This is a genomic window from Planococcus lenghuensis (assembly GCF_001999905.1).
In the GTDB taxonomy this organism is placed as follows: domain Bacteria; phylum Bacillota; class Bacilli; order Bacillales_A; family Planococcaceae; genus Indiicoccus; species Indiicoccus lenghuensis.
In genome coordinates this window covers 2,685,493-2,708,075 of the sequence record NZ_CP019640.1, presented here as the reverse complement: position 1 = coordinate 2,708,075, position 22,583 = coordinate 2,685,493, and the positions used below count along the sequence as shown (strand labels likewise).

Annotated in this window: 23 protein-coding genes and 1 pseudogene; all 24 read left to right on the top strand. The window is 50.9% G+C overall.

Annotation, left to right across the window (positions count from 1 at the left end):
* Nucleotides 1-330 precede the first annotated feature (330 nt).
* Entirely contained in the window at nt 331-1,398 is a 1,068-nt protein-coding gene (locus B0X71_RS13840; protein WP_077589977.1) for a M42 family metallopeptidase, read from the top strand.
* A gap of 250 nt (nt 1,399-1,648) precedes the next feature.
* Nucleotides 1,649-3,103, top strand: a complete 1,455-nt coding sequence (locus tag B0X71_RS13835; protein ID WP_077589976.1) for an amidase family protein — start codon at nt 1,649-1,651, stop codon at nt 3,101-3,103.
* A gap of 40 nt (nt 3,104-3,143) precedes the next feature.
* Nucleotides 3,144-3,857, top strand: a complete 714-nt coding sequence (locus B0X71_RS13830) for a type 1 glutamine amidotransferase (RefSeq protein WP_077589975.1) — start codon at nt 3,144-3,146, stop codon at nt 3,855-3,857.
* 135 nt (nt 3,858-3,992) lie between these two features.
* A complete protein-coding gene (locus tag B0X71_RS13825; RefSeq protein ID WP_198038607.1) occupies nt 3,993-4,664 on the top strand; it encodes a DUF1643 domain-containing protein in 672 nt (223 codons plus the stop codon).
* Nucleotides 4,621-5,182: pseudogene (locus tag B0X71_RS13820) on the top strand (M15 family metallopeptidase). Before B0X71_RS13825 ends, B0X71_RS13820 begins: the two are co-directional and overlap by 44 nt.
* Before the next feature lie 162 nt (nt 5,183-5,344).
* Entirely contained in the window at nt 5,345-6,115 is a 771-nt protein-coding gene (locus tag B0X71_RS13815; protein WP_077589973.1) for an SDR family oxidoreductase, read from the top strand.
* A gap of 13 nt (nt 6,116-6,128) precedes the next feature.
* Nucleotides 6,129-7,700, top strand: coding sequence for a long-chain-fatty-acid--CoA ligase (locus B0X71_RS13810; protein WP_077589972.1), 1,572 nt, complete (start codon nt 6,129-6,131; stop codon nt 7,698-7,700).
* A 145-nt stretch (nt 7,701-7,845) separates the two neighbouring features.
* Entirely contained in the window at nt 7,846-9,024 is a 1,179-nt protein-coding gene (locus B0X71_RS13805) for an acyl-CoA dehydrogenase family protein (protein ID WP_077589971.1), read from the top strand.
* Between the two features lie 77 nt (nt 9,025-9,101).
* On the top strand, nt 9,102-9,866 hold the full coding sequence (locus B0X71_RS13800) for an SDR family oxidoreductase (RefSeq protein WP_077589970.1): 765 nt from the start codon (nt 9,102-9,104) through the stop codon (nt 9,864-9,866).
* An 18-nt stretch (nt 9,867-9,884) separates the two neighbouring features.
* Nucleotides 9,885-10,334 carry a MaoC family dehydratase N-terminal domain-containing protein gene (locus B0X71_RS13795; RefSeq protein ID WP_077589969.1) on the top strand — a complete coding sequence of 150 codons (450 nt, stop codon included), beginning with the start codon at nt 9,885-9,887 and terminating at the stop codon, nt 10,332-10,334.
* Complete coding sequence (locus B0X71_RS13790; RefSeq protein WP_077589968.1) at nt 10,331-10,744, top strand: MaoC/PaaZ C-terminal domain-containing protein; 414 nt, start codon at nt 10,331-10,333, stop codon at nt 10,742-10,744. Before B0X71_RS13795 ends, B0X71_RS13790 begins: the two co-directional genes overlap by 4 nt.
* 20 nt (nt 10,745-10,764) lie before the next feature.
* Nucleotides 10,765-11,937 carry a thiolase family protein gene (locus B0X71_RS13785; RefSeq protein WP_077589967.1) on the top strand — a complete coding sequence of 391 codons (1,173 nt, stop codon included), beginning with the start codon at nt 10,765-10,767 and terminating at the stop codon, nt 11,935-11,937.
* Nucleotides 11,938-11,943: 6 nt separating this feature from the next.
* Complete coding sequence (locus B0X71_RS13780) at nt 11,944-12,360, top strand: acyl-CoA thioesterase (protein ID WP_077589966.1); 417 nt, start codon at nt 11,944-11,946, stop codon at nt 12,358-12,360.
* 17 nt (nt 12,361-12,377) lie between these two features.
* Nucleotides 12,378-13,526 (top strand): acyl-CoA dehydrogenase family protein, encoded by a 1,149-nt coding sequence (locus tag B0X71_RS13775; protein WP_077589965.1) that lies wholly within the window; start codon nt 12,378-12,380, stop codon nt 13,524-13,526.
* 43 nt (nt 13,527-13,569) lie between these two features.
* Entirely contained in the window at nt 13,570-14,433 is an 864-nt protein-coding gene (locus B0X71_RS13770; protein WP_077589964.1) for a branched-chain amino acid ABC transporter permease, read from the top strand.
* A gap of 1 nt (nt 14,434) precedes the next feature.
* A complete protein-coding gene (locus B0X71_RS13765; protein ID WP_077589963.1) occupies nt 14,435-15,445 on the top strand; it encodes a branched-chain amino acid ABC transporter permease in 1,011 nt (336 codons plus the stop codon).
* A 16-nt stretch (nt 15,446-15,461) separates the two neighbouring features.
* The gene (locus B0X71_RS13760; RefSeq protein ID WP_077589962.1) at nt 15,462-16,238 is read left to right on the top strand and encodes an ABC transporter ATP-binding protein; all 777 of its coding nucleotides are present in this window, start codon (nt 15,462-15,464) and stop codon (nt 16,236-16,238) included.
* Nucleotides 16,222-16,929 (top strand): ABC transporter ATP-binding protein, encoded by a 708-nt coding sequence (locus B0X71_RS13755; RefSeq protein WP_077589961.1) that lies wholly within the window; start codon nt 16,222-16,224, stop codon nt 16,927-16,929. Before B0X71_RS13760 ends, B0X71_RS13755 begins: the two co-directional genes overlap by 17 nt.
* Before the next feature lie 94 nt (nt 16,930-17,023).
* Entirely contained in the window at nt 17,024-18,226 is a 1,203-nt protein-coding gene (locus tag B0X71_RS13750; RefSeq protein WP_077589960.1) for an ABC transporter substrate-binding protein, read from the top strand.
* A 120-nt stretch (nt 18,227-18,346) separates the two neighbouring features.
* Nucleotides 18,347-18,913, top strand: coding sequence for a TetR/AcrR family transcriptional regulator (locus B0X71_RS13745; protein ID WP_077589959.1), 567 nt, complete (start codon nt 18,347-18,349; stop codon nt 18,911-18,913).
* 524 nt (nt 18,914-19,437) lie between these two features.
* Nucleotides 19,438-20,100 carry a DUF4352 domain-containing protein gene (locus B0X71_RS13735; protein WP_232336698.1) on the top strand — a complete coding sequence of 221 codons (663 nt, stop codon included), beginning with the start codon at nt 19,438-19,440 and terminating at the stop codon, nt 20,098-20,100.
* Between the two features lie 463 nt (nt 20,101-20,563).
* Nucleotides 20,564-21,592, top strand: a complete 1,029-nt coding sequence (locus tag B0X71_RS13730; RefSeq protein WP_077589957.1) for a glycosyltransferase family 2 protein — start codon at nt 20,564-20,566, stop codon at nt 21,590-21,592.
* Nucleotides 21,593-21,621: 29 nt separating this feature from the next.
* Complete coding sequence (locus B0X71_RS13725) at nt 21,622-22,395, top strand: type II toxin-antitoxin system SpoIISA family toxin (RefSeq protein ID WP_077589956.1); 774 nt, start codon at nt 21,622-21,624, stop codon at nt 22,393-22,395.
* Nucleotides 22,358-22,537, top strand: coding sequence for a hypothetical protein (locus tag B0X71_RS13720; RefSeq protein WP_077589955.1), 180 nt, complete (start codon nt 22,358-22,360; stop codon nt 22,535-22,537). Before B0X71_RS13725 ends, B0X71_RS13720 begins: the two co-directional genes overlap by 38 nt.
* Nucleotides 22,538-22,583: the final 46 nt, after the last annotated feature.

The window sequence follows — 22,583 nt, the reverse complement described above, 5'->3', positions numbered from 1 at the left end:
CCAATTTTTTCTTTCTACGTCAGTGTACGAAAAGGAGGTAAAGATGTCTATAGTCAAATTAGAAATTTAGACCTGTCCCTGTGGGTCTGTCCCTGTGTTTCGAACAATTTTTGCGCTCTCATTCTACGAGTACATGCCTGGACACAATAATTGTGTCTGACACAGGGATGAAAAAAACGTATCTGACACAGGGACAAACACAATGGAAGCGGAGAATCTGGCTTTTCCTATTGAACATTAAAGCAATTACTGTCAGAATTATTTTGAAGTTGTGCCTGACACAGGGACAGAAAAAAGAAAAAAGGCAGGACAAGAAAAAAGGGGGAGACTATGTTTAAAGAAGATTTCTATACAAGCTTAAAAGAACTGGCAGCACTTCCCGGTGGACCGGGGCGGGAGCATGAGGTAGTGAAACGGGTTGTTGAACAATTAGAACCGCTCGCTGATGTGGAAGTGGACCATATGGGCAATGTGTATGCGGTGCTTGAAGGAAACCGGCCGGGGCCGACTGTCATGGTGTCGGCGCATTCCGATGAAATCGGCTGCATGGTCAGCGCCATTGAAGACAGCGGGTTTCTGCGGATGGAACGGACAGGCGGCATGATGGACTCGTTATTGACCGGCCGAAAAGTGAATGTGAACGGTCACTTTGGCGTAGTTGGCGTGAAATCCGGCCATATGCAGACGGCGGCGGAACGGACGAAAGTGGTCCCGATTGAAGAGCTGTACGTGGATATTGGAGCGGGTTCGAGAGAAGAAGTGCTCGAAATGGGCGTCAATATCGGAGACGCGATTACATATATCAGTGATTTGGACCGGTTTACGAACCAGGACTTGATCTGCGGAAAAGCGATCGACAACCGCAGTTGCTGTGTCATAATTGTCGAGCTGTTCAAGAAGCTGCAGGATAAGAACTTCGGCGGCAAAATCGTCGGTGTCATCACAGTTCAGGAAGAAGTCGGACTTCGCGGCGCAAAAGCGGCCACTTATAAAGTCAGCCCGGATTATGCGTTAGTGATCGATACCATCGCCTGCGCCGATACGCCGGATGGCAATTATTACCCGATCAAAATCGGTAAAGGGCCTGTACTGCCGCTCTTGTCCGGCGGTGGTGCCCAAGGGAACATCATGGCGCCGCAGATGAAGGATCTGATTGTGTCCTATGCGAAACAGACGGACGTACCGGTTCAATTATCGGTGACGCCGAGAGGGACATCCGATTTGTCTGCCGTTCATTTAGTGAAAGAAGGCGTGCTTGGCGGCGCGATCACCTTCCCTCGCCGATACTCGCACTCGCCGGTGGAAATGGCGAACCTCCAGGATTTTGAAGATGGATTTAAACTGCTGGAAGCCATGCTCCGGGACAGTGAGAATTGGGGCGACATGAATTTCGTCTGAAGATGCCCGGTATGGAACCTTAACGGCAGGCGCTGAACGGTTATGAATCATGTTGAATGCAAAATGACTGCCCGTGAAATCTTGGGATTTTGCGGGCAGTTTATGCTGTTTTATTTTAAAAAAATTAGAATATTTCTTTGATTTCTGAAATAAAGATATAATAGAATTAGGGAAATGTAATGCTCCTTTCAATAGACAGGAAGCGATACATGAGGTAAGCCATTCATCAACTAAAAAGGGGCCAATCAGTTTGGAGAAAACAGCATTTGAATTAGAAGAAACAACCATCAGTGAAATCCAGGAGGCTTTTAAAAACAATCAATTAACGTCCGTCGAATTGGTTCAGGCCTATTTGGATAGAATCGATAAATTCGACAAAAACGGGCCGAAGATCAATTCGGTGCTCACCATCAATCCGGATGCCTTGAAAGTGGCAGCGGAACGGGATGACAAGCGCGGGCAGGAGGAGCAAGGGCCATTGTACGGCATTCCGGTGCTGTTGAAAGACAATATCAACACAAAAGATAATATGCCCACGACTGCCGGCGTGATTGCGCTTGAAAATAATTATGCGAAAGAGGATGCGCCTGTGGCTGCACAGCTCCGGGAAGCCGGCGCCATCATTCTCGGAAAAGTGAATTTAAGCGAATGGGCGTATTTCATGACACAGAACGATGTGCCGAGCGGTTACAGCGGGCTGGGCGGCCAAGTGGAGAATCCATATGGTGTCGGAGCGTTTGAAGCGGGCAGCGTCGGCGGTTCGAGTTCCGGAACCGGTGCGAGCATTGCTTCAAATTTTGCCGTTGTCGGAATCGGCACAGAGACTTCCGGATCAATCTTGAGCCCGGCAAGTGCCAATTCGATCGTTGGCATCAAACCGACTGTCGGCCTGATCAGCCGTACCGGCATCATTCCCATTTCAGCGAGCCAGGACACGGCAGGACCAATGGCGCGAACGGTTACGGATGCGGCGATTACGCTCGGTGCGTTGACTGCTGTGGATGAACAGGACCCGGCAACACACCGGAATGACAAGCAGGCATTAACGGATTACACGCCGCATTTAAAAGCCGATGGATTGAAAGGTGTCCGGATCGGTGTTGATGTAACCTTCCTGAATGATGAGAAACCGGACGAGCGGGCCATCATGGACGCAGCCATTGCCGTGCTGAAAGCACAGGGCGCGATTATCGAGGAAATCACGATCCCGGTTCAGGAGTTCCGATCCGATGTGTTATGGTATGAATTCAAGCGGGGGGTCAATGAATACTTGAGCGCGACTTCTGAAGAAGTGCCGGTAAAATCCCTGGCTGACGTTATTGCATTTAACAAACAAGATCCGGAGCGGCGGATGAAATTCGGGCAATCGGAACTGGAAAAATCCCAGTCGCTGAGTGATGACCCGAATGATCCGACTTACCTGGAGCACCGGGCGACCGATATCCGGACAGCCGCAACAGAAGGAATCGACGTAGCCATGGACAAACACAATCTTGACGCATTGCTGTTTCAGAATAACCGCGGCGCGGCCATGCCGGCAAAAGCGGGCTACCCATCGATCACTGTTCCGGCCGGTTATACTGACAGAGGTGAACCGGTCGGCGTTACATTCAGCGCCAAAGCATACAGCGAGCCACGGCTGATTGAATTGGCATACGCTTATGAGCAGGCCACCAAAAAGCGGAAAGCGCCTAAATTTGATTAATTGTTTTGGGATAATTTGAATAGTGGAAAGGAGTGACCAGATGAATGTTCTGATTGCGCAGCCTGATCACCGGTCTGCGCCGGGTGAATTGCTGGTTGCGTTAGAAGCGGAAGCTATTACGTATCGGATTCTATTGGAAAAAGAGAATTTCGTTCTCCCGGAAGAAGCGGATGCCTTTGAAGCGCTCATCGTACTCGGCGGTGTTATGGGGGCGGATGATGATGCGGATCATCCGTATTTAACGAACATCAAGCAGACGATCGTGCGTTTCAGTGAACAGGGCAAGCCAGTGCTCGGTATTTGTCTCGGTGCTCAGCTGATTGCCAGCGCATTCGGCCGCAAAATCGAAGTTATGGATGAGCCGGAGTTCGGCATCACGGAAATCACGAAAACCAAAGCCGGGAAAGAAGATCCGGTGTTCAATGCGTTGCCGGATACGTTTGCATTCATGGAGTACCACAACGACCGGTTCAATTTGCCGGATGGCGCAACACTGCTCGCATCCACCGCTTACTGTTCGAATCAGGCATTCCGGATGAATGACAATATATACGCGGTACAATTCCATCCCGAAGTCAATGAAGAACTGATCAGAAGCTGGGTCGCAGAGCAAGGGGATTGGATGGAGAGCTTCCAGCCGGACTTCATCCGCAATCTGGAGACCGAAATTATCCCGGCGCTGATCGGGACGACGAAATTATTCCGGGAAATGGTGCGGACATGGGCAGGGCTGGCTAAGAAGGCAGTCGGGTAGGCCAGCTGAAAATATCTGTTCATAGAGAGCAACGGGATCAAACTCGTTGCTCTTTTTAATTGCTCGGAAGGATTTTACATTTCGCGTGCCGAATGAATATAAGAGATGGGAAGAACTGATAAGGGAGGAATGGGGATGCTGTATCCGACAGAGGGAGAACTGAAACAAGTTTTTGAAACGGAAGGTGCGTTTTATGAGCTGGAGTCGGGTGAGAGACGGGAAATATGCCGACGCTCACTTATCATTCGGCGGATCGGGACAGAAGCAACGCGCGCTGATGCCTTGTTCGTACTGGCGAGTCCCGGCCGATGCATGCCCATCGACCAGGCGGCACTCTTCACGAAGAACCCGGAAGAGCTGGCCAATATTCCACACCTGAAAGCAAATCCGGATAATACAGTTTATCAATTAATGCGGCTTATGGACCGCATGAATTGGCAACGTCTGGAGGTCATCAATCTATCGGATCTTCGGGCCGGGAACTTCTCTGAGCTTGAAGAAAAGCTGATGTTCATGGAGCAACAGGAAGAGCAGTACCACAGCATTTTCTCGCCAAAACGGACAGACGAACTGAATCATCTCTTGCAATCAGCAGAGCGCATCATTGCAGGCTGGGGAACGAATCCGGTGATTCGGCAACAGGCCACGAGAGCGCTTGGCGTCCTTGCTTCCCTCTGTACAGTGGAAGGGCTGCAGCATGACAGCCCTCCCTACTATTACCACCCGTTTCCGCGCCTGCACGATAAATGCATAAAATGGCTTGATGATATGGAACGCCATCTGCAGGGAGATATGGAACCGGTCTGATTGCAGGACTCGGTTGTCAAAATCACCTGGTTTGGGCACAGTGAAATTAAACCTTTTAGACCTTTTGCCATCGGCGTATAATCCGGGCGTTACTCCCGTGGCACAAAAAGGCGTCGATGCCATGATTGCCGCAGCAAAAAAACAGGGGGTCTATTTGACGATGTTCAGCGGATTCCGGGCCTATGAGCGGCAGAAGGCGCTGTACAATAATTATGTCCAGCAATACGGCAAGACAGCTGCCGAACGGTTCAGCGCATGTCCCGGCCATAGTGAACACCAGAGCGGCCTGGCGTTCGATCTGGCTTAAGACGTCATTTGCCCAGACGAAAGAAGGAAAGTGGCTTGCCTCAAATGCGCATAAATACGGGTTCATCCTTCGCTATCCGAACGGAAAGGAAGGCATCACAGGCTACATGTATGAGCCGTGGCATTTCCGGTATGTCGGTTCGGTCGGAGCCGGGAAGATCAAAGCGAGCGGCAAGACGCTCGAAGAGTATGTGGGTATCAGCGGAGGGTAATACAAAAATAATCTAAAAAACATCTTGTAATTGTCAGAACAAATAGTATATACTGAATTTTAATTGATAGTAAGCGCTTACAAACTAAATAAATTCCGTAAGTGCTATTTTTTTAACTTCAAAATACCGGTCGGTCAGTATTTAGGTGAAGGAGAGTGGAACATGGCAGATCAATTATTCAATTTAACAGGACGAACAGCCTTGATCACAGGCGGGGGAAGTGGATTAGGCCGGGATATTGCAGCAGTTTTTGCAGAACACGGCGCCAATATCGCCGTTTGTTCCCGGAAACTGGAGAATTGCCAAGAGACGGCGGAAGGGCTATCAGCGCATTTTGGAATCAAGGCAAAAGCGTATAAATGTGATGTCAGTCAGGAAGCGCAAGTGAATGAAACAGTGCAAGCGGTGCTGAAAGATTTCGGCCGCATCGATATCCTGGTCAATAATAGCGGAGCGACCTGGGGTGAGTTTACTGAAAACATGCCGCTCGAAGCGTGGCAGAAAGTGATCAACGTCAATGTCACCGGAACATTCCTGTTATCCAAAGCGGTCGGCAACCACATGATCAGCAACCGCTACGGCAAAATTATCAACATCGGATCGGTCGCGGGCTTGCGTGCAGAGCCGCCGGAAGTGCTGAACGCTATCGGCTACAGCACGAGTAAAGCCGCCGTTCACCATTTCACCCGGGACTTGGCCCGCAAATGGGCGGGGCACGGCATTAATGTAAACGCGATTGCACCGGGCTTTTTCGAGACGAAGATGACGAAGCACACCATTGCTGAACATGCCGATGCCATTATCAATAAAAACCCGATGAAGCGTCTCGGTGATCCGGAATCGCTGCAGGGAACAGCCTTATTCTTAGCGAGCCGGGCGAGTGACTTCGTAACGGGGCAAGTGATCGCTGTCGATGGCGGAAGTTCATTATAAAGGGGGAGTAGAGATGGAGAGACCTTGGCTGGCTCATATTGCAGAAGGGAACCCGAAAGAAATTGAGATACCGGATGTGTCACTGAGCGGTTTATTCGATCAATCAGTTGAAACATACGCGAATCACACGGCCATCACGTTTTTTTCGAAAAGTTATACATACCGCGAACTCGCGGAACGGATCAACCGGGCAGCCGCGGCGCTCAGTAAACTTGGCGTGAAAAAAGGCGACCGGGTGGCGATCATGCTGCCGAATTGCCCGCAGTATCCGATCAGTTTCTATGGTGCCTTGAAATGCGGCGCAACAGTCGTCCAATTGAATCCGATGTTCCAGCCGGCAGAACTGCTGCACATTCTGAATGATTCCGGTACAAAAGTGCTCATCATGCTCGACCGGCTCGAGCCTTTATTCGACGCAATCAAAGACCGGACGTCTGTCGAGCATGCACTCGCTGTAGACCTGGAAAAAGACTATACGGAAGGAACGGTAGCGGACGTGCGGCAAGTGGACATCAACCCGGCGGAAGATGCAGCGGTCATTCAGTATACGGGCGGAACGACGGGATTGCCGAAAGGCGCTGTGCTGACGCATCGCAATATTGTCGCCAATACACTCCAAAGTGTCGCGACCGGAGAGATCCAGACGAAAAAAGGAGAAGAGCGGGTGCTGACGATTTCGCCGCTGTTCCATGTGTATGGCATGACGAGCGGCATGTGTGTGACATTCTATAACGGCGGTAACCTGATCCTTGTGCCGAAATTCGATGTCGAGCAAGTTGTGGGATTGATTGAACAGACGAAACCAACCGCGTTTCCGGGTGTGCCGACGATGTATATCGCGCTCCTTGATTACCATAAAAAGAAAAAATTCGACTTGAGCTGTCTTGCGAGCTGCACAAGCGGGTCTGCGCCACTGCCGCCGGAAGTGCTGAGCCGGTTCAATGAAGTGAGCGGCACATCGGTCGCAGAAGGTTACGGGCTGTCGGAAGCATCTCCCGTCACACACCGGAATCCGGTCGGCGGCGTGCAGAAAAACGGCAGCATCGGCATTCCGCTGCCGAATACCGACGCGAAAATCGTCGACGTCGCAACCGGCAAGCAGGAATTGCCGCCGGGTGAAGTCGGGGAACTCATCATCCAAGGGCCGCAAGTGATGAAAGGCTATTGGAAGCAGCCGGAAGAAACGGCGAATGCGATCCGGGACGGCTGGCTGTTCACCGGTGACCTTGCGAAGATGGATGAAGACGGTTATTTCTACATCGTCGGGCGCAAGAAGGAAATGATTCTTGCGAGCGGCTTCAATGTCTATCCGATTGAAGTGGAAAACGTGCTGTACCGGCATCCCGCTGTGCTTGAAGCCGCGGTGTTCGGCGTGCCGGATGAGTACCGGGGTGAAACGGTGCGGGCGGTTGCTGTGCTGAAGGAAGGATCCGACGTAACCGAACAGGAGCTGATTGATTTCTGCCGCGCTGAACTCGCGGCGTATAAAGTGCCGGACACGGTTTTATTCGTGGATGAGCTGCCGAAAACTGCTGTAGGTAAGATTTTGAAGCGCACGCTGAAAGAGCAGTTCAAAACTGTGTGAAGCAGAGGGTTTAACTGAGCTCGGAGTCCAGCTTGTGTAATTCAGGACTCAGCTTGTGCAATTCAGAGCAAAACTTGCGGAATTCACTGCCAATCCCAGAACAGGAACATAAAAATGAACCGAAAATAGAAACGGAGAGATGATCATGCATTTACGCCTTTCAGAAGAACAGCGGATGGTCCAGCAGACAATCCGGCGATTTGTTGAAAAAGAACTGATGCCGCTCGAAAATGAAGTGCTGAAAAACGAACGGGAAGGCCGTCCGGGCATCTCGAAAGAAAAGATGAAAGAGCTGCAGAAAAAAGCGAAGGATTTCGGATTCTGGGGCATCAACACACCGGAAGAATACGGCGGGGCGGATCTGGGTCAGATGATGCTGGCGATCGTTCTCATGGAAGTGTCGAAAACGTTCGTGCCGTTTTCATTCGGCGGTTCGGCCGATAACATTCTGTATTACGGCAACGAAGAACAAAAGAAAAAGTATTTGATCCCGACGATCAATGGCGAGAAGAAATCCTGTTTCGCGATGACGGAACCTGATGCCGGATCGGATACGCAAAACATTAAAATGACCGCAGTGAAAGACGGCAACGAGTGGGTGCTGAACGGCGAGAAAACGTTCATCACCGGCGGGAACGAAGCGGATTTCGTGATGGCGATCGCCGTGACTGATAAAGAATTGCACCGCTCGACTGGCGGCCGGGACGGCGTGACGTGTTTCATCGTCGACCGGGATATGGGCTGGAAATCGGAATATATCGATACGATGGGCGAATGGGGACCGGCCGGCCTCGTATTCGATAACGTCCGGGTGCCGGAAGAGAACATTCTCGGTGAAATCAACGGCGGCTACAAGCTCGGTCTCGAGTGGATCGGTTTCGCCCGCTGGGTCGTCGGTGCACGCGCCGTCGGCATGGGTGAGCGGTTACTGCAGATGGCGATCGATTACTCGCAGGAGCGCAAAACATTCGGAAAGCCGATTGCCACGCGTCAGGCGATCCAGTGGCAGATTGCCGATTCCGCGGTTGAAATCGAAGCGGCCAAATGGCTCGTTCTGAATGCGGCGTTCACGCTTGATCAAGGCGAAGACAACCGGCACTTGGCTTCCATGGCGAAACTATATGGCGCCAATATGGGCAACCGCGTCGTCGACCGGGTGATGCAGATCCACGGGGGCATGGGCTATACGCGCGAACTGCCGATCGAGCGCTGGTACAGGGAAGCGCGGCTGTGGCGCATCTACGATGGGACGGACGAGATCCAGCGCATCATCATCGCGCGGAATTTACTGAAAGGCCACGTGAAAGTCGGACAATTTGTTTAAAATGGAATGCTTAGAGCCGGCCGGATAAAAACCGGCTGGCTCCACAATACGAGTCAGTAATTTAGGGGGAATCAGTGATGAGTAAACGGTTTGAAGGCAGAACAGCATTAGTGACCGGCGGCAGCCGGGGAATCGGTTTCAAGATTGCCGAGCGGTTCGCAAGTGAAGGGGCGAATGTCGCCATCATCGATGTAAATGAAGAGGCGCTGAATGGTGCGGAAAAGGAATTAACCGACCAAGGGTATTCGGTCTACATAAAACATGCAAGTGTTACAGAGCGTGATCAAGTTGAGCAGGCGATCCAGGAAGTCGTCGACAAATTCGGCACGCTCGATATTCTTGTTAATAACGCCGGCGTGATCCGCGACAATATGCTGTTCAAAATGACGGACGAGGACTGGCTGACCGTTATGGACGTACATTTGAAAGGTGCTTTTTACGCAACCCGCGCCGCGCAGCAGCACATGACGAAACAGAAATACGGCCGCATTGTTAATATTTCATCGACATCAGCGCTCGGCAATCGCGGACAGACGAATTATGCGACAGCGAAAGCGGGTCTCCAAGGCTTCACGAAGACGCTGTCCATTGAACTCGGCAAGTTCGGCATTACAGCGAACGCCGTGGCTCCCGGGTTTATCGAAACCGATATGACGAAAGCGACGGCGGAACGCATCGGCATTTCATTTGAAGAGCTGATCAACGCAAGCGTATCGCAGATTCCGGTCGGCCGGAGCGGCAAGCCGGAAGATATCGCGAACGCGGTGGCTTTTTTCGCTGATGAGCAGTCATCGTTCGTAAGCGGGCAAGTGCTGTACGTGGCAGGCGGACCAAGAGGCTAGGAAAAGGAGGCGAACGCGATGTGGAAAGACAGCATCGGGAAGCGATCAGAAAAAGTGAAAAATACGATTGAACGGGGCGCTGTCCGGAAGTTTGCGGAAGCGATCGGCGATCCGGCCCCTATTTTCGTCGACGAGGCAGCGGGTGCGAATTCGGTGTATAAACGGAATATCGCCCCGCCGACATTTCCGGTGACGTTCGATGTGGGCGTCATTCCGGATTTGCGGCTGCCGGCGAAAGGGCTCATCCACGGCGAGCAGATTTATCAGTATGTCCGGCCGCTGTTCGTTGGCGAGACGGTGTACTGTTGGATGGAAGTGAAGGATTACTATGAGCGCAGCGGCAAAATGGGCAATATGGGCTTTCTTATCATGACAAAGTACGGCGAGAATGCGAATGGTGAGCTGTTATTCACCGAAGAGCGGATCGTCATCATCAACGAAGCGGCACGGAAGGGGATGAGCGCATGATTCAGCTGAGCGAGTTGAAAACCGGCGAATCGCTTCCGGAAGTAAGCTTAAGTCCTGTGACGCGTCTCGATTTGATCAAGTATGCCGGTGCGTCCGGCGATTTCAATCCGATTCACACGATTGATGCGGAAGCGGAACATGCGGGTCTGCCCGGTATTATCGCGCATGGCATGTGGACGATGGGCAATCTGGCGAAGTTGTTTACGCCGTATTTGGAAGAAGGCTTCATCAAGGAATACACGATTCGCTTTAAAGGGATGGTTTTTATCGGAGATGTCGTTACGCTGAACGCAACACTGAAGGATACGCAGGACCAGGAGCTGACATTCGATGTCGCCGCCGTCAATCAAGACGGGCGGGACGTGCTGAAAGGCACTGTGGTGTTTTCAGCAGAATTGCCTGAACTATAACTGACGAAGGAGTGAAGAACATGGAGCGGGATGCAGTGATCGTATCAGCCGTCCGGACAGCAATCGGCCGACAAGGCGGCGCATTGGCGTCGGTACCGGCGCATGTATTCGGGGCGGAAGTGATCAAAGAAGCGCTGAAACGCGCAGGTGTGAATTCAAAAGAAGTGAATGATGTCATTATGGGCAACGTATTGAGCGGCGGCGGGAATATCGCCCGGCTCACCGCACTCGAAACCGGGCTTGGGGACCATTTGCCGGGTCTGACCGTTGACCGCCAATGTGGTTCAGGGATCAATGCCGTGAATCAAGCGGCGCATGCGATTTGGGCAGGAGACGGTGACGTGTTCATCGCCGGCGGTGTAGAAAGCATGAGCCGCGCCCCGTATTTGATGGAACGGCCGGAAAAAGCGTACAGCGCAGCACCGCCGAAATTCCGAAAATCAAGACTGTCGACCGACACGATCGGCGATCCGCCGATGGGCATCACGGCCGAAAACCTGGCGGCGAAATACAAGATCAGCCGTGAAGAACAGGATGAATTTGCGCTGGAGAGCCAGCGCCGGACTGCGCAGGCCATTGAAGAAGGGCGGTTCGATGAGCAGATTGTGCCGATCACGATTCCTGTCCGGAAAGGGGAACCGGTCGTGTTCAAGACGGACGAACATCCGCGGCCGCAGACAACACCGGAAGCATTGGCGAAACTCCAGCCGGCATTTTTAGAAGGCGGCACGGTCACAGCAGGCAGCAGTTCCGGCCTGAATGATGCAGCTTCTGCACTCGTCGTCATGTCGCGCGAAAAAGCCGATTCGCTCGGCGTCAAACCGCTCGCGGTCATCCGCGCGCAAGCTGTTGCGGGCGTCGATCCGAACATCATGGGCATCGGTCCGGTTCCTGCCACTCAAAAAGTATTGGAAAAAGCGGGGCTGATGCTTGAGGAAATCGATGTGATCGAACTCAACGAGGCATTTGCGGCGCAGGTGCTGGCCGTCGATAAAGAATTGAATATGAACCCCGATAAATTGAACATCAACGGTGGCGCCATTGCGCTCGGTCACCCGCTCGGTGCGACGGGAGCGATCCTGATTACGAAAGCAGTGTACGAACTGGCACGTTCCGGCGGCCGCTATGCACTCATTACGGCATGTATCGGCGGCGGGCAGGGAATCGCCACGATCATCGAACGGGAAGGGTGACCCGCTATGAAACAGCTTCCGGAAACGACGATCTACGTGCGGTTTTGCGAAACGGATGCCGGCGGGCATGTCAGCAATACAAGTTATTTTTTCTATATGGAAGAAGCCCGGTCGAAGTTTTTTGAAGCGATCGGCTTCCGCGGCAGAGGGTCCCGGGAGAACATGAGGTTCATCATGGCTGCGACCGGCTGCAATTTCATCGCGCAGGCCTATTCTAGTCAATTGCTGACGGTGACGACTTCAGTCGACCGGATCGGTACGAAAAGCTTTTCGCTCCGGCATGAAATCCGGGACACGGAAACGGGGACGCCTATCGCCTCGGGTCACGCTACCGCCGTGTGTTTTGATTTTATCAATCAAGTATCCCAGCCGGTTCCGGATACGCTCCGCGGCATGCTGGAAGAATTCCTGGTGCCGGCTTAAGGAAAGGGGATGCCTGAATGGATTTTACGCTGGATGAAGATATTCTGTTTTTGAAGCGGAATGTACGGGATTTTATTCAAAACGAAGTGGAAGCTGTCGCCATGCAGATTGAAGAAGAACAGAAAATCCCCGAGCGGATCATTGAATTGTCGAAGGGAATGGGGTTGTTCGGCCTCAGCATTCCGGAGCAATATGGCGGTCTCGGTATCGGGATGGTCGGAAAATGTGCATTGTATGAAGAAATCGGCGCCACGCATAACGGCTATACGACGCTGATCGGCGCGCATACCGGCATCGGAACCGTCGGCATTGTGGAACTCGGAAATGAAGAACAGAAGAAAAAGTATTTACCGGACATGGCGGCCGGCAACCGGATCGGCGCATTTGCACTGACTGAACCGGAAGCGGGTTCACACGCCACCAATCTGAAATCAACGGCTGTCAAAAAAGGAAATAACTACATCTTGAACGGCACGAAACATTACATTACGAATGCGACGGAAGCGGACATCTTTACGGTGATGGCCGTGACAGATCCGGAGAAAGGCGCGAAGGGTATCACATCGTTCATCGTTGAAAAGAATTTCCCGGGCTTTGCGGTCGGGAAAGAAGAAAAGAAAATGGGGCTGCATGGCTCTCATTCCGCCGAAGTTATCATGGAAGACTGCGAAGTGCCGGCTGAAAACGTGCTCGGTGAAGTCGGTCAGGGCTACGTCAATGCACTCAAAATTTTGGCGAACGGCCGGGCGGGACTTGCCGCACGCAATCTCGGTTCGTCACAGCAACTGCTCGATCTGTCGGTAAAGTTTGCAAAAGAACGCGTCCAGTTCGGCCAGCCGATCATCGAGCATCAGGCGGTCGCTCATATGCTCGCGGAAATGGCGGTCGATGTGGAAACGCTCCGGTCGTTCATGTACCGCGTCGCTTGGATGGTCGATCAGAACCAGCAAGTGATCAAGGAAGCGGCGATGCTGAAACTGTTCGGCTCGGAAGTGTATAACCGGGTGGCGGATAAAGCGGTGCAGGTGCATGGCGGCATCGGCTATATCGCGGATTATCCGATTGAACGCTATTACCGGGATGCCCGGATCACGCGCATTTACGAAGGAACATCGGAAATTCAGAAGAACATCATCGCCGGCCGATTGAATAAGGAGTACTCATAAAGGCGGTGCTCATCCGCCCGCTTGAGGAAAGGGAGGAAAGAGGATGGATTTGTTCTTACAGCAACTTTTTAACGGCCTCACTCTTGGAAGCGTTTACACGCTTGTCGCCATTGGCCTGACGCTCGTTTTCGGCATTCTGCACATTCCAAATTTTGCGCATGGCGCCCTGTATCTGGTCGGCGGGTATGTCACGCTGATGGTCATGCAGGCGACCGGTGTCCATTATTTTATCGCTATTGCTGCATCGATCATCGTTGTCGCCCTGCTCGGCGTATTGATGGAACGGCTCGTGTTTCATCCGCTTCGGGACGCACCGCCGATCCATGACAAAATTGCCGCCATCGGTCTCGTCTTGTTTTTTGAAGCGCTTGTCGAACTTGTGTGGGGAACGGAGTACTTGCGCATGATCACGCCATTCGGCGACACGGTGGCAGTCGGCGGCGTATTCCTCACTGAACAGCGCATCCTCATTATCGGTGTCGCCATTCTGTGCGTCGTTCTCCTGACGTTCTTTTTGAAGAAGACAATGATGGGTGCATCAATCCTCGCGATGGCGCAGAACCGGGAAGGGGCTTTCCTGGTCGGCATCAACTCGAACGCCGTCGCCATGATGACCTTCGCGATTTCCGGTGCGCTCGCCGCCATTGCAGCGTCGCTGGCTTCTCCGATTAATCTCGTATTCCCGGCAATGGGGCATCTTGTTATTTTAAAAGCATTCGTTGTCGTCATCATCGGCGGGATGGGCAGCATTCCGGGGGCCATTGTTGCCGGTCTTCTTCTCGGATTGACGGAAAGTATGGGGGCGACGTATATTTCCGGTGATTACAAGGACATGATTGCATTCCTGTTGCTGATCATCATCATGACCGTCCGGCCGGAAGGCTTGTTCGCGAAGGGAAGTTACTGATATGGACAAATTCCTGAACCAGCGGACCGTCATCGCCATACTCGTCTTATTCGCTCTCGTCTTTCCGTTGATCTATGCCGACAACGCCTACATTCTCCATGTCATGACTGTCGGTTTCATTTTCACAATCAGTGTATACGGCATGAATATCATTGCCGGATTCACCGGTCAATTATCGCTCGCCCACGCCGGATTTTTCGCGATCGGTGCTTATACGCTCGGTCTTTTGACGACCCGCACCGGTATGAATTTCTGGCTGGCTCTTGTGGCAGCTGTACTGCTGACGAGTTTGGCGGGACTGGTGCTCGGTGCAATCGCACTTCGGACGAAAGAACATTTTTTCGCCATTTACACACTCATCGTCGGCTATCTCATTTATTTGCTGATTGATGTTTGGGATGGCCTCACCGGCGGCGTGCGCGGTCTTATCGGCATCCCGATTCCGGATCCGATCGGACCGATCGCGTTTGACTCGCCGACGGCCATGTATTACCTCGTGCTGTTTTTCCTGTTGCTGTCCATCGTCATCGCCGTTCGGATTGTGCGGTCGCTCACTGGCCGGACGTATGTAGCAATACGCAATAGTGAAGAACTCGCCCAGACGCTCGGCATTAACACCGGGGTGAATAAACTCGTGTCATTTGTCGTCTCGGTCGCTTATGCCGGACTTGCCGGTGCCTTGTATGCCGCATTGACCCGCTTTATCGGACCGGAAGTGGCAAGCACAACGATGGTGTTCAACTTCCTGATGTACTTGATCGTCGGGGGCATCGGCACTTTGTCCGGCCCGATTGTCGGCACGATGCTGTTCATCTGGTTCGAGCAGTTCCTGAAAGGGTTCCAGGAATACCAGATGCTCATTTTCGGTCCGGTGCTCGTGCTTGTTGTCATTTTTTATCCGCGGGGCATCGTCGGCGGATTCTATCAGCTGAAAGCAAAGCTCCAAGGCAGACGGGATAAGCGGGCACCGCAGCAATTCCAGCCGATGAAAGCGAAAGAAGCGGAAAAATGAGACGGGAGGCATCACGATGGCATTTATCGAAGTGCAGGGCATCACGAAGCAATTCGGCGGCCTGACCGCTGTTGATCACGTGGATTTTGAAATCGAACAAGGCAAGATTACGGCGATCATCGGACCAAACGGTGCAGGGAAATCGACATTCTTCAATTTGATCAGCGGCTTTCACAGGCCGACTTCAGGAAAAATCTTTTTTGAAGATCGGGACATTACAAAAACACCCGTCCATATCGGAGCGCGTCTCGGCATCGCCCGGACATTCCAGACGACTCATTTATTTGAACAGTCGACGGTCCTCGATAACATCATTGTCGGTCACCGACTGCGGACGAAATCAAAATTGTTTGATGCTGTGTTCCGGACGAAGCGGGAGAAGCGGGAAGAAACGGAAGCGCACGACCGGGCAGTGGAAGCGCTCGAGTTCGTCGGGCTGACCCAGCTCGCCCACACGCAAGTTGCGGCCATCCCGCAGGAAGCGAAAAAACGGGTGGCGATCGCACTCGCGCTTGCCACGGATCCGAAAGTGATGTTCCTCGATGAGCCGGCTGCCGGCATCAACCCGGAAGAGACAGAGGGACTTGCGGAACTGATGAAAAAACTGGCGGCGAGCGGCATCACGGTATGCACGATTGAACATAAGATGCAGATGATCATGGGACTCGCGGACAAAATCATGGTGCTGAATCACGGAGCGAAAATCGCCGAAGGCACACCGGAAGAAATCGTCAATAATCCGGTCGTCATCGAAGCGTATCTGGGAGGGGATTCCGTTGCTGAAGCTAACTGACGTGACCGTCCGGTTCGGCGCTTTTGAAGCGTTGAGCCGGGTCAATCTGGAAGTGCAGGAAGGCGAACTTGTGGTCCTCCTGGGCGCGAATGGCGCCGGGAAAAGCACGCTGTTCAATACAATCAGCGGACTGAATAAGCCGGCAGCCGGCGATATCGAATTCGCCGGGAAAAGCGTAAAAGGCAATTCCCCTGACCGCATGGTGAAAGAAGGCGCCGTGCAATGCGCGGAAGGCCGCAAGCTGTTTTCAGCGATGTCGGTTCAGCAGAATTTGAAAATGGGCGGATTTGTGCACCGGCGCAAAAAAGCGCAATTGAAGGATTCACTCGAAGAAGTATATGACCTGTTTCCGATTTTGCACGAGAAACGGGACAATGCTGCCGGTTCACTCAGCGGCGGGCAGCAGCAGATGCTCGCCATCGGCCGGGCGCTCATGGCGAAGCCGAAACTGATGATGCTTGATGAACCATCGATCGGTCTGGCGCCGCTTATCGTCGAACAGATGTTTACGATCATCAAAGATATCAATAAAAGCGGGACGACGGTGCTGCTCGCTGAACAGAACGCCAATGCCGCCCTGAAAATCGCGGACCGGGGCTACGTCATTGAAAATGGGTCCGTCGTCCTTGAAGGCAATAGCACAGATTTATTCACGAACGATGCCATCCGCAAAGCCTATATCGGCGCCTGAGGAAAGCCGCGGTTTCCGGAGATTTTAAGGAGGTGAACCCGGCCACCGGCGACCGCTTGATTAATTATAATCCGTACAAAAGGGGAGAAACTTCATGCATTCATTGAAAAAAGGATTGTTTGCTGGTTTATTGATTCCAATGGCATTGGTGGCAACAGGCTGCAGTGAAGACGCAGCAGAGACGGAGGCGGAAGTAAGCGATGAAAGCGGCGGCAGCGAAGAATTGACAATCGGGTTCAGCGGTCCGCTGAGCGGGCCGGCTGCTTCGTACGGAGAAGAGACATTGAAAGGCCTTGAACTGGCCGTGGAAGACATCAATTCAGAAGGCGGCTTTGAAGTCGATGGCACGACATACACCATTAACCTGGAGACATTGGATGATAAATACTTACCGAATGAAACAGCTGCCAACGCAAAACGGCTTGTGCAGGAACAGGATGCCAATGTCATTTACACACCGCATAGCGGCGGTGTCTATGCGCTTCAGGTATTCAATGAAATGGAGGATTTCATCCTCATGGGCTACACGAGTGAGCCAGGCGTGACCGAGCAGGGAAATCCGATGACGGTCCGGATTCCACCGAGATATGACCAGTACCTTCAGCCGTTCACGGAATATGAAATGGAGCGTTTCGGTGAGAAAATCGCCTTCCTGCCGACTGCAAGTCAGTACGGAAAAGACTGGGCGGCGGCACTTCAGCCGGTATGGGAAGAAAATGGCGGGGAAGTTGTCTTCAATGAATCAATCGATTTCAGTAAAGACACTGACTTCCAGACGATTGTTGCCAATGCCCTGGAAGAAGACCCGGATGTCATGTTCATTGGCGGACCATCTGAACCGACGGCTCTGGTCGCAAAACAAGCGCGTGATCTTGGCTTTGAAGGCGGCTTCCTGATCATGGACCAGGCGAAACTTGATGAAATGGCGGCCGTACTGGGCGGTGATTACAGCATGCTCGAGGGCGCGATTTCAACAACGCCCCTTATCCATACGGAATTCCCAGGAACGGCTGAATACATCGAGAAGTACAAAGCGGCAGGCAATGAACGGAATCCGAGTGCGGAATCCGCGTTCCATTACGTCTCTCTTTATGTGCTGACTGAAGCGATGCAAGAAGCCGGTACGGTTGAAGACACAGAAGCGATCATGGCGGCAATGGACGCAGGAGCACAAAACGTGCCGGAGGATAAGCAAGTGTATGTTATCCCGAGCGTCGGTGAAGACGGCGGTTTCGGCTCCATGCTGCGCATGGCTTATATTGAAGATGGTGAACTGCAAGTGATGGAAGGAGAATGATGACGGGCCGAAAGAGAGTGCTGACTTGCTCTCTCTTTTTTTCTTGGGTACAGGTGGAGGTGAAGTGATATACTAGCATCACAAGCAACCGCAAGACCGGAGAGAAAGGCAGAGGGTTCCATGAAAAATGAACTGATCAAACACAGCATCGACCTGTTTGTCGAAAAAGGATACAGCGCCACATCGATCAAGGATATCGTCGATACGCTGGGCGTCACAAAAGGTTCTTTCTATTATCACTTCACAAGTAAAGAAGAATTGCTGATGGATATCCACCTGCAGTATATCGATGAATTACTGAGCCGCCAGAAGCGGATTGTGGAGACGGAGAAAACTTCACGGGATAAACTTGTTAAAATCGTCGAGCTTGTCATCCGGGATATTGAAAAGCAGGGGCCGATCGGACGCGTGTATTACCGTGAGATTCGGCACTTGACGCCGGAGAACGCAGCGATCATCCGTCAGAAGCGGGGCGAGTTCCGGGATAACATCGAACAGGTAATGGCAGAAGGAATCGAAAATGGTGAATTCCGCAAAGAGCTGCAGCCGAAAATGATCACCTTCGCTATTCTTGGCATCACAAACTGGAGCTACCAATGGTTTAACCCGCAAGGTGAATTATCCGTTGGCGAACTCGCGGACATGTACACCGATTTCATTTTGAATGGTGTGCTGGCAGAGAAATAGCAATGAAAGCAGAACAGCCGGAGCCGTCCGACTGTTCTTTTTTTATTTTCGTGAAACGTTTTCAGTAGCTGCGCTGTATAAATGTTATGGCAAAAAATTGGGAGGAATTTGCATGGCAGATGTTGACGAAGCTGCCTTTTAATTTGGTTATGTTAAATGTCTCTGTTGATACTCCGAAAAACAGCTCCACTTTCGGGCCCGCAGGAAGCGGGTCATGCAGCTGGCGCGACAGGACGTCGCCTTGCCAGCTGCCCGGGCTTGCGCCGAACTAACTCGGGCATTGAAGCCCGAGTGGATTTCGGCACTTCGCTTTCCCGCAGGAGTTTCCGATGTTTGCTCCATATTTTTTGCAGTGAAAAATCAACATTATTCTTTAACAGAGCCTTTAATTTACTAGCAATGCACCTTTTTGGTTCTTTATTACTAATTTTTGGATATATTTTTCTATTAATTTTATGACTTTAGATGTTTAAATTGGAATAATGTAGTAACATTAGGTGGAATTAAAAAGAAGAGGTGATTGTTTGTCGAAGTTAGTTGCATGTAAAGCTTGCAAAAAAGAAATAGCAAAAGGAGTTAAGAAGTGTCCGAGCTGTGGTAAGGACCAGAGAAACTGGTTGATGCGGCATAAGATTCTTTCAACCATTGGTTTTATTTTTCTTATTTCTTTCGTCAGTATTTTAGGTAGTGGGGGAGAAGAAACTGCCACTGTTACCAACAGTGACACAGAAGGAGCTCAGACTCAGACTGCCGCAGCACCTGAAAAACAAGAAACAGTATACAAAATCGGGGATGTACTGACAATCGACCAATTAGAGGTAACTGTTTCAGTCTTTGAAGAGTTGGATACTATAGGCGATCCTGATTTCTTTGGCAAAAAAGCATCTGATGGTGGAACTTTTGCTGCTATTCAATACACACTGAAAAATGTATCAGACGAGCCTGTGGGAATGTTCAGTTACCCGACGGTGAGTTTATTGGATGAGAAAGGAACCGAGTATTCTGCTGATATCGATGCAAGCAGTTCCTATGCAGTAGAAACAGAGATAGATAATTCTAAGATTCTATCTGATTTAAATCCTGATATTAGTGTGACAGATACTGCTGTTTATGAAGTTTCCAAAGAGAAGTTCGCGCAAGGTGAGTGGTTTATCCAAGTCGGAAATGAGAAAATTAAGCTTAAATAGGCGCTTTCCAAACTACGTGAGATATCTCGCGGCTCTATAGTAAATAAATTAAAAATACGGTTCTCAAATGGTTTGAAAATCCATTGGGAAGCGTGTTTTTCTATTTGCAAATGATCTTTACGAATATAACCCAGGTATCCAAGAGGGAGAAAATAACCTGCAAATCGGTACTGGTATTACGGACGGATTAGGTGAAGACGGTGTCTTTAAAGATGAAGAAGATGAGGATGATGAAGTCATTGAACAAGCATTATGAATAATAAGGACGACAAGCTAGGGCTTGCCGTTCTTTTTTAGTTTTCCGGGAAGACGGACTAAGTAAAACAATGGCACTTCCTACGGTGGCATCATTTCAGAAAAATATGAAGCGGGAATCGGCACATTATTCATAGACGTTTACCAGCAGCTGGCAGACGGGAATAGGGAGAAAAAGAAAAATCAATCATCAAAGGAGAAATGCACGATGAAGATCAGTGTTGTGGTACCGGTTTATAACTTGGAACAATATATTGATGCGATTTTGGACTCGTTGCATGCACAGACAGATAAAAATTTTGAGGCGATCATCGTGGATGATGGCTCGAAGGATGATTCTCATCAGAAAGTGCTGAAAAGCACAGAAAACGCAGCATTCGATTGCAAGGTGTTCTCGATCGAGAATGGCGGCGTAAGCCGGGCGAGGAATTTCGGAATCGCTGAAGCGACAGGTGATTATATTCTGCTGATTGATGGAGACGATTACTTATCAGCCGATTGCATTGAATCGATTCGGGCATCAGACGAGAACGGGAAGGCGGACATCATTTGCTGGGGATACAATGAAGTGAATGAGGACGGTTCCGTATACCGCCGCTATTTCGACCGCTTTGAGTCGGATTTCGACTGGATGTACGGAGAAGAAGCATTGAATAATATGATGATACATAAGACTTTATGGATCTGGTCAGGAAGTGCCGCCTATAAGCGCGAGTTCCTGGAACGGGAAGGTATCGGATTTACGACAGACTATAAATGCGGTGAAGACCAGGAATTCACGGTGAAAGCATTGGGACGCGCGAAAACCGTCCGCTTCATCAATAAAGTCATGAGTTACTACCTGCAGCGGGGCAACTCCGTAACGCATAGCTATAATACCCGTCGGCTTGATATTGTCGGGGCATTGGATCGAGCATACGCATTCATCGACGCTGCTCCCTCTGAAGAGCGGCAGGCGGCGTATGACGCCTATAAGATCGGCCATTACTTCTACAATTTAAATTCATGCATTGAAAGCAAAGGCGTTGAAAATACGAATGAAGTGCTTCGGGATGTCGACAAGGACCTCCCGGGACTGAACGATCAAGTGATCGCTGCTATGAAACGCTATGAAGGAAATGACACCCATCTTAAGAAACGCATTGATCTGTTCCTGTCCTCTCCGGTAGCGTATGCTGAGTACATGCGGGATGAAGGGAATGCCTGGATGGAGAAGTATGGCTGGTATATTGGATAATCTAACTACCGAAGAAGGCTGATAATATTATGGAGACGTTTTTCATTGCTGGGGCGTGGCTCTGTTTTTTGCTGATTGCTGCTTATGTCATTTTGGCTGGCCGGCGCGATTTTCGGCCGGAAACCGTATCGCTCATCCGGAAAAGCTGGTACGGGATTCTGCTGCTTGGTTTTCTGATTTATTTAACCGCAGAACCGAATAGTTTATTTGAGGACTGGAAAAATTATGTGATCGTCCTTGTCGTATTTGCATTCGTTGATTCCTTCATTTTTCTGGGGTTATATATAAAGAAAGCGGGCAGTTATGAACTCGATGCCGTCACGGATGCCATTACGGAGTTTTCCGAATCAAAAGAAGAAGATTATAAAAGTGTGAAAAATGTTCATGCGCTCATTAATAGCGATGCGGTGATCGGGTATTATACGGATGAACAAAATTACCTTGCCGGCCTTCAAGGCATGCTGCAGCAATATGCAGACCTTGAAGACATGGATATTTCGTTTCACCCTTACGAACCTGCCGGATTCAAGCTTCAATTTGACGCGCAGGAATGGCCGCTTGCAGAAGCGAATTTGAAAAAGATGAAAACCGTTTACCGGTCGGACAGCAAAGTGGCGCTGTTCCCGATTGAATTCAATCGCACACCTTATATCCTGGAAGTTGTATCGTCGGAACGACGGGTGAATGAAACCGATGTTTTATGTATGGATATCCTGATCAACGTCTTTTTGCTGACAACTGTATTCGATGAAGGAGGGGACATGGATGGACCGGGAAGCCGAGGAGCGGAAACGGAAGTATGAGAAGGAAATGAAACGGAAACGGCAGCGGATCGTGTCGCCGGAAATTGGTATCAGTCCGGATACGAAACGGCTTCGTGCATTAGGAAAGGTTGTATTGAAGCAGGCGGATGACCGGCGGATTATCGTCCGGCGGAATTCGTAGCGGGCGTGTCATGACTGATTGGATATGCTGTTCTCTGCTCTCTGAA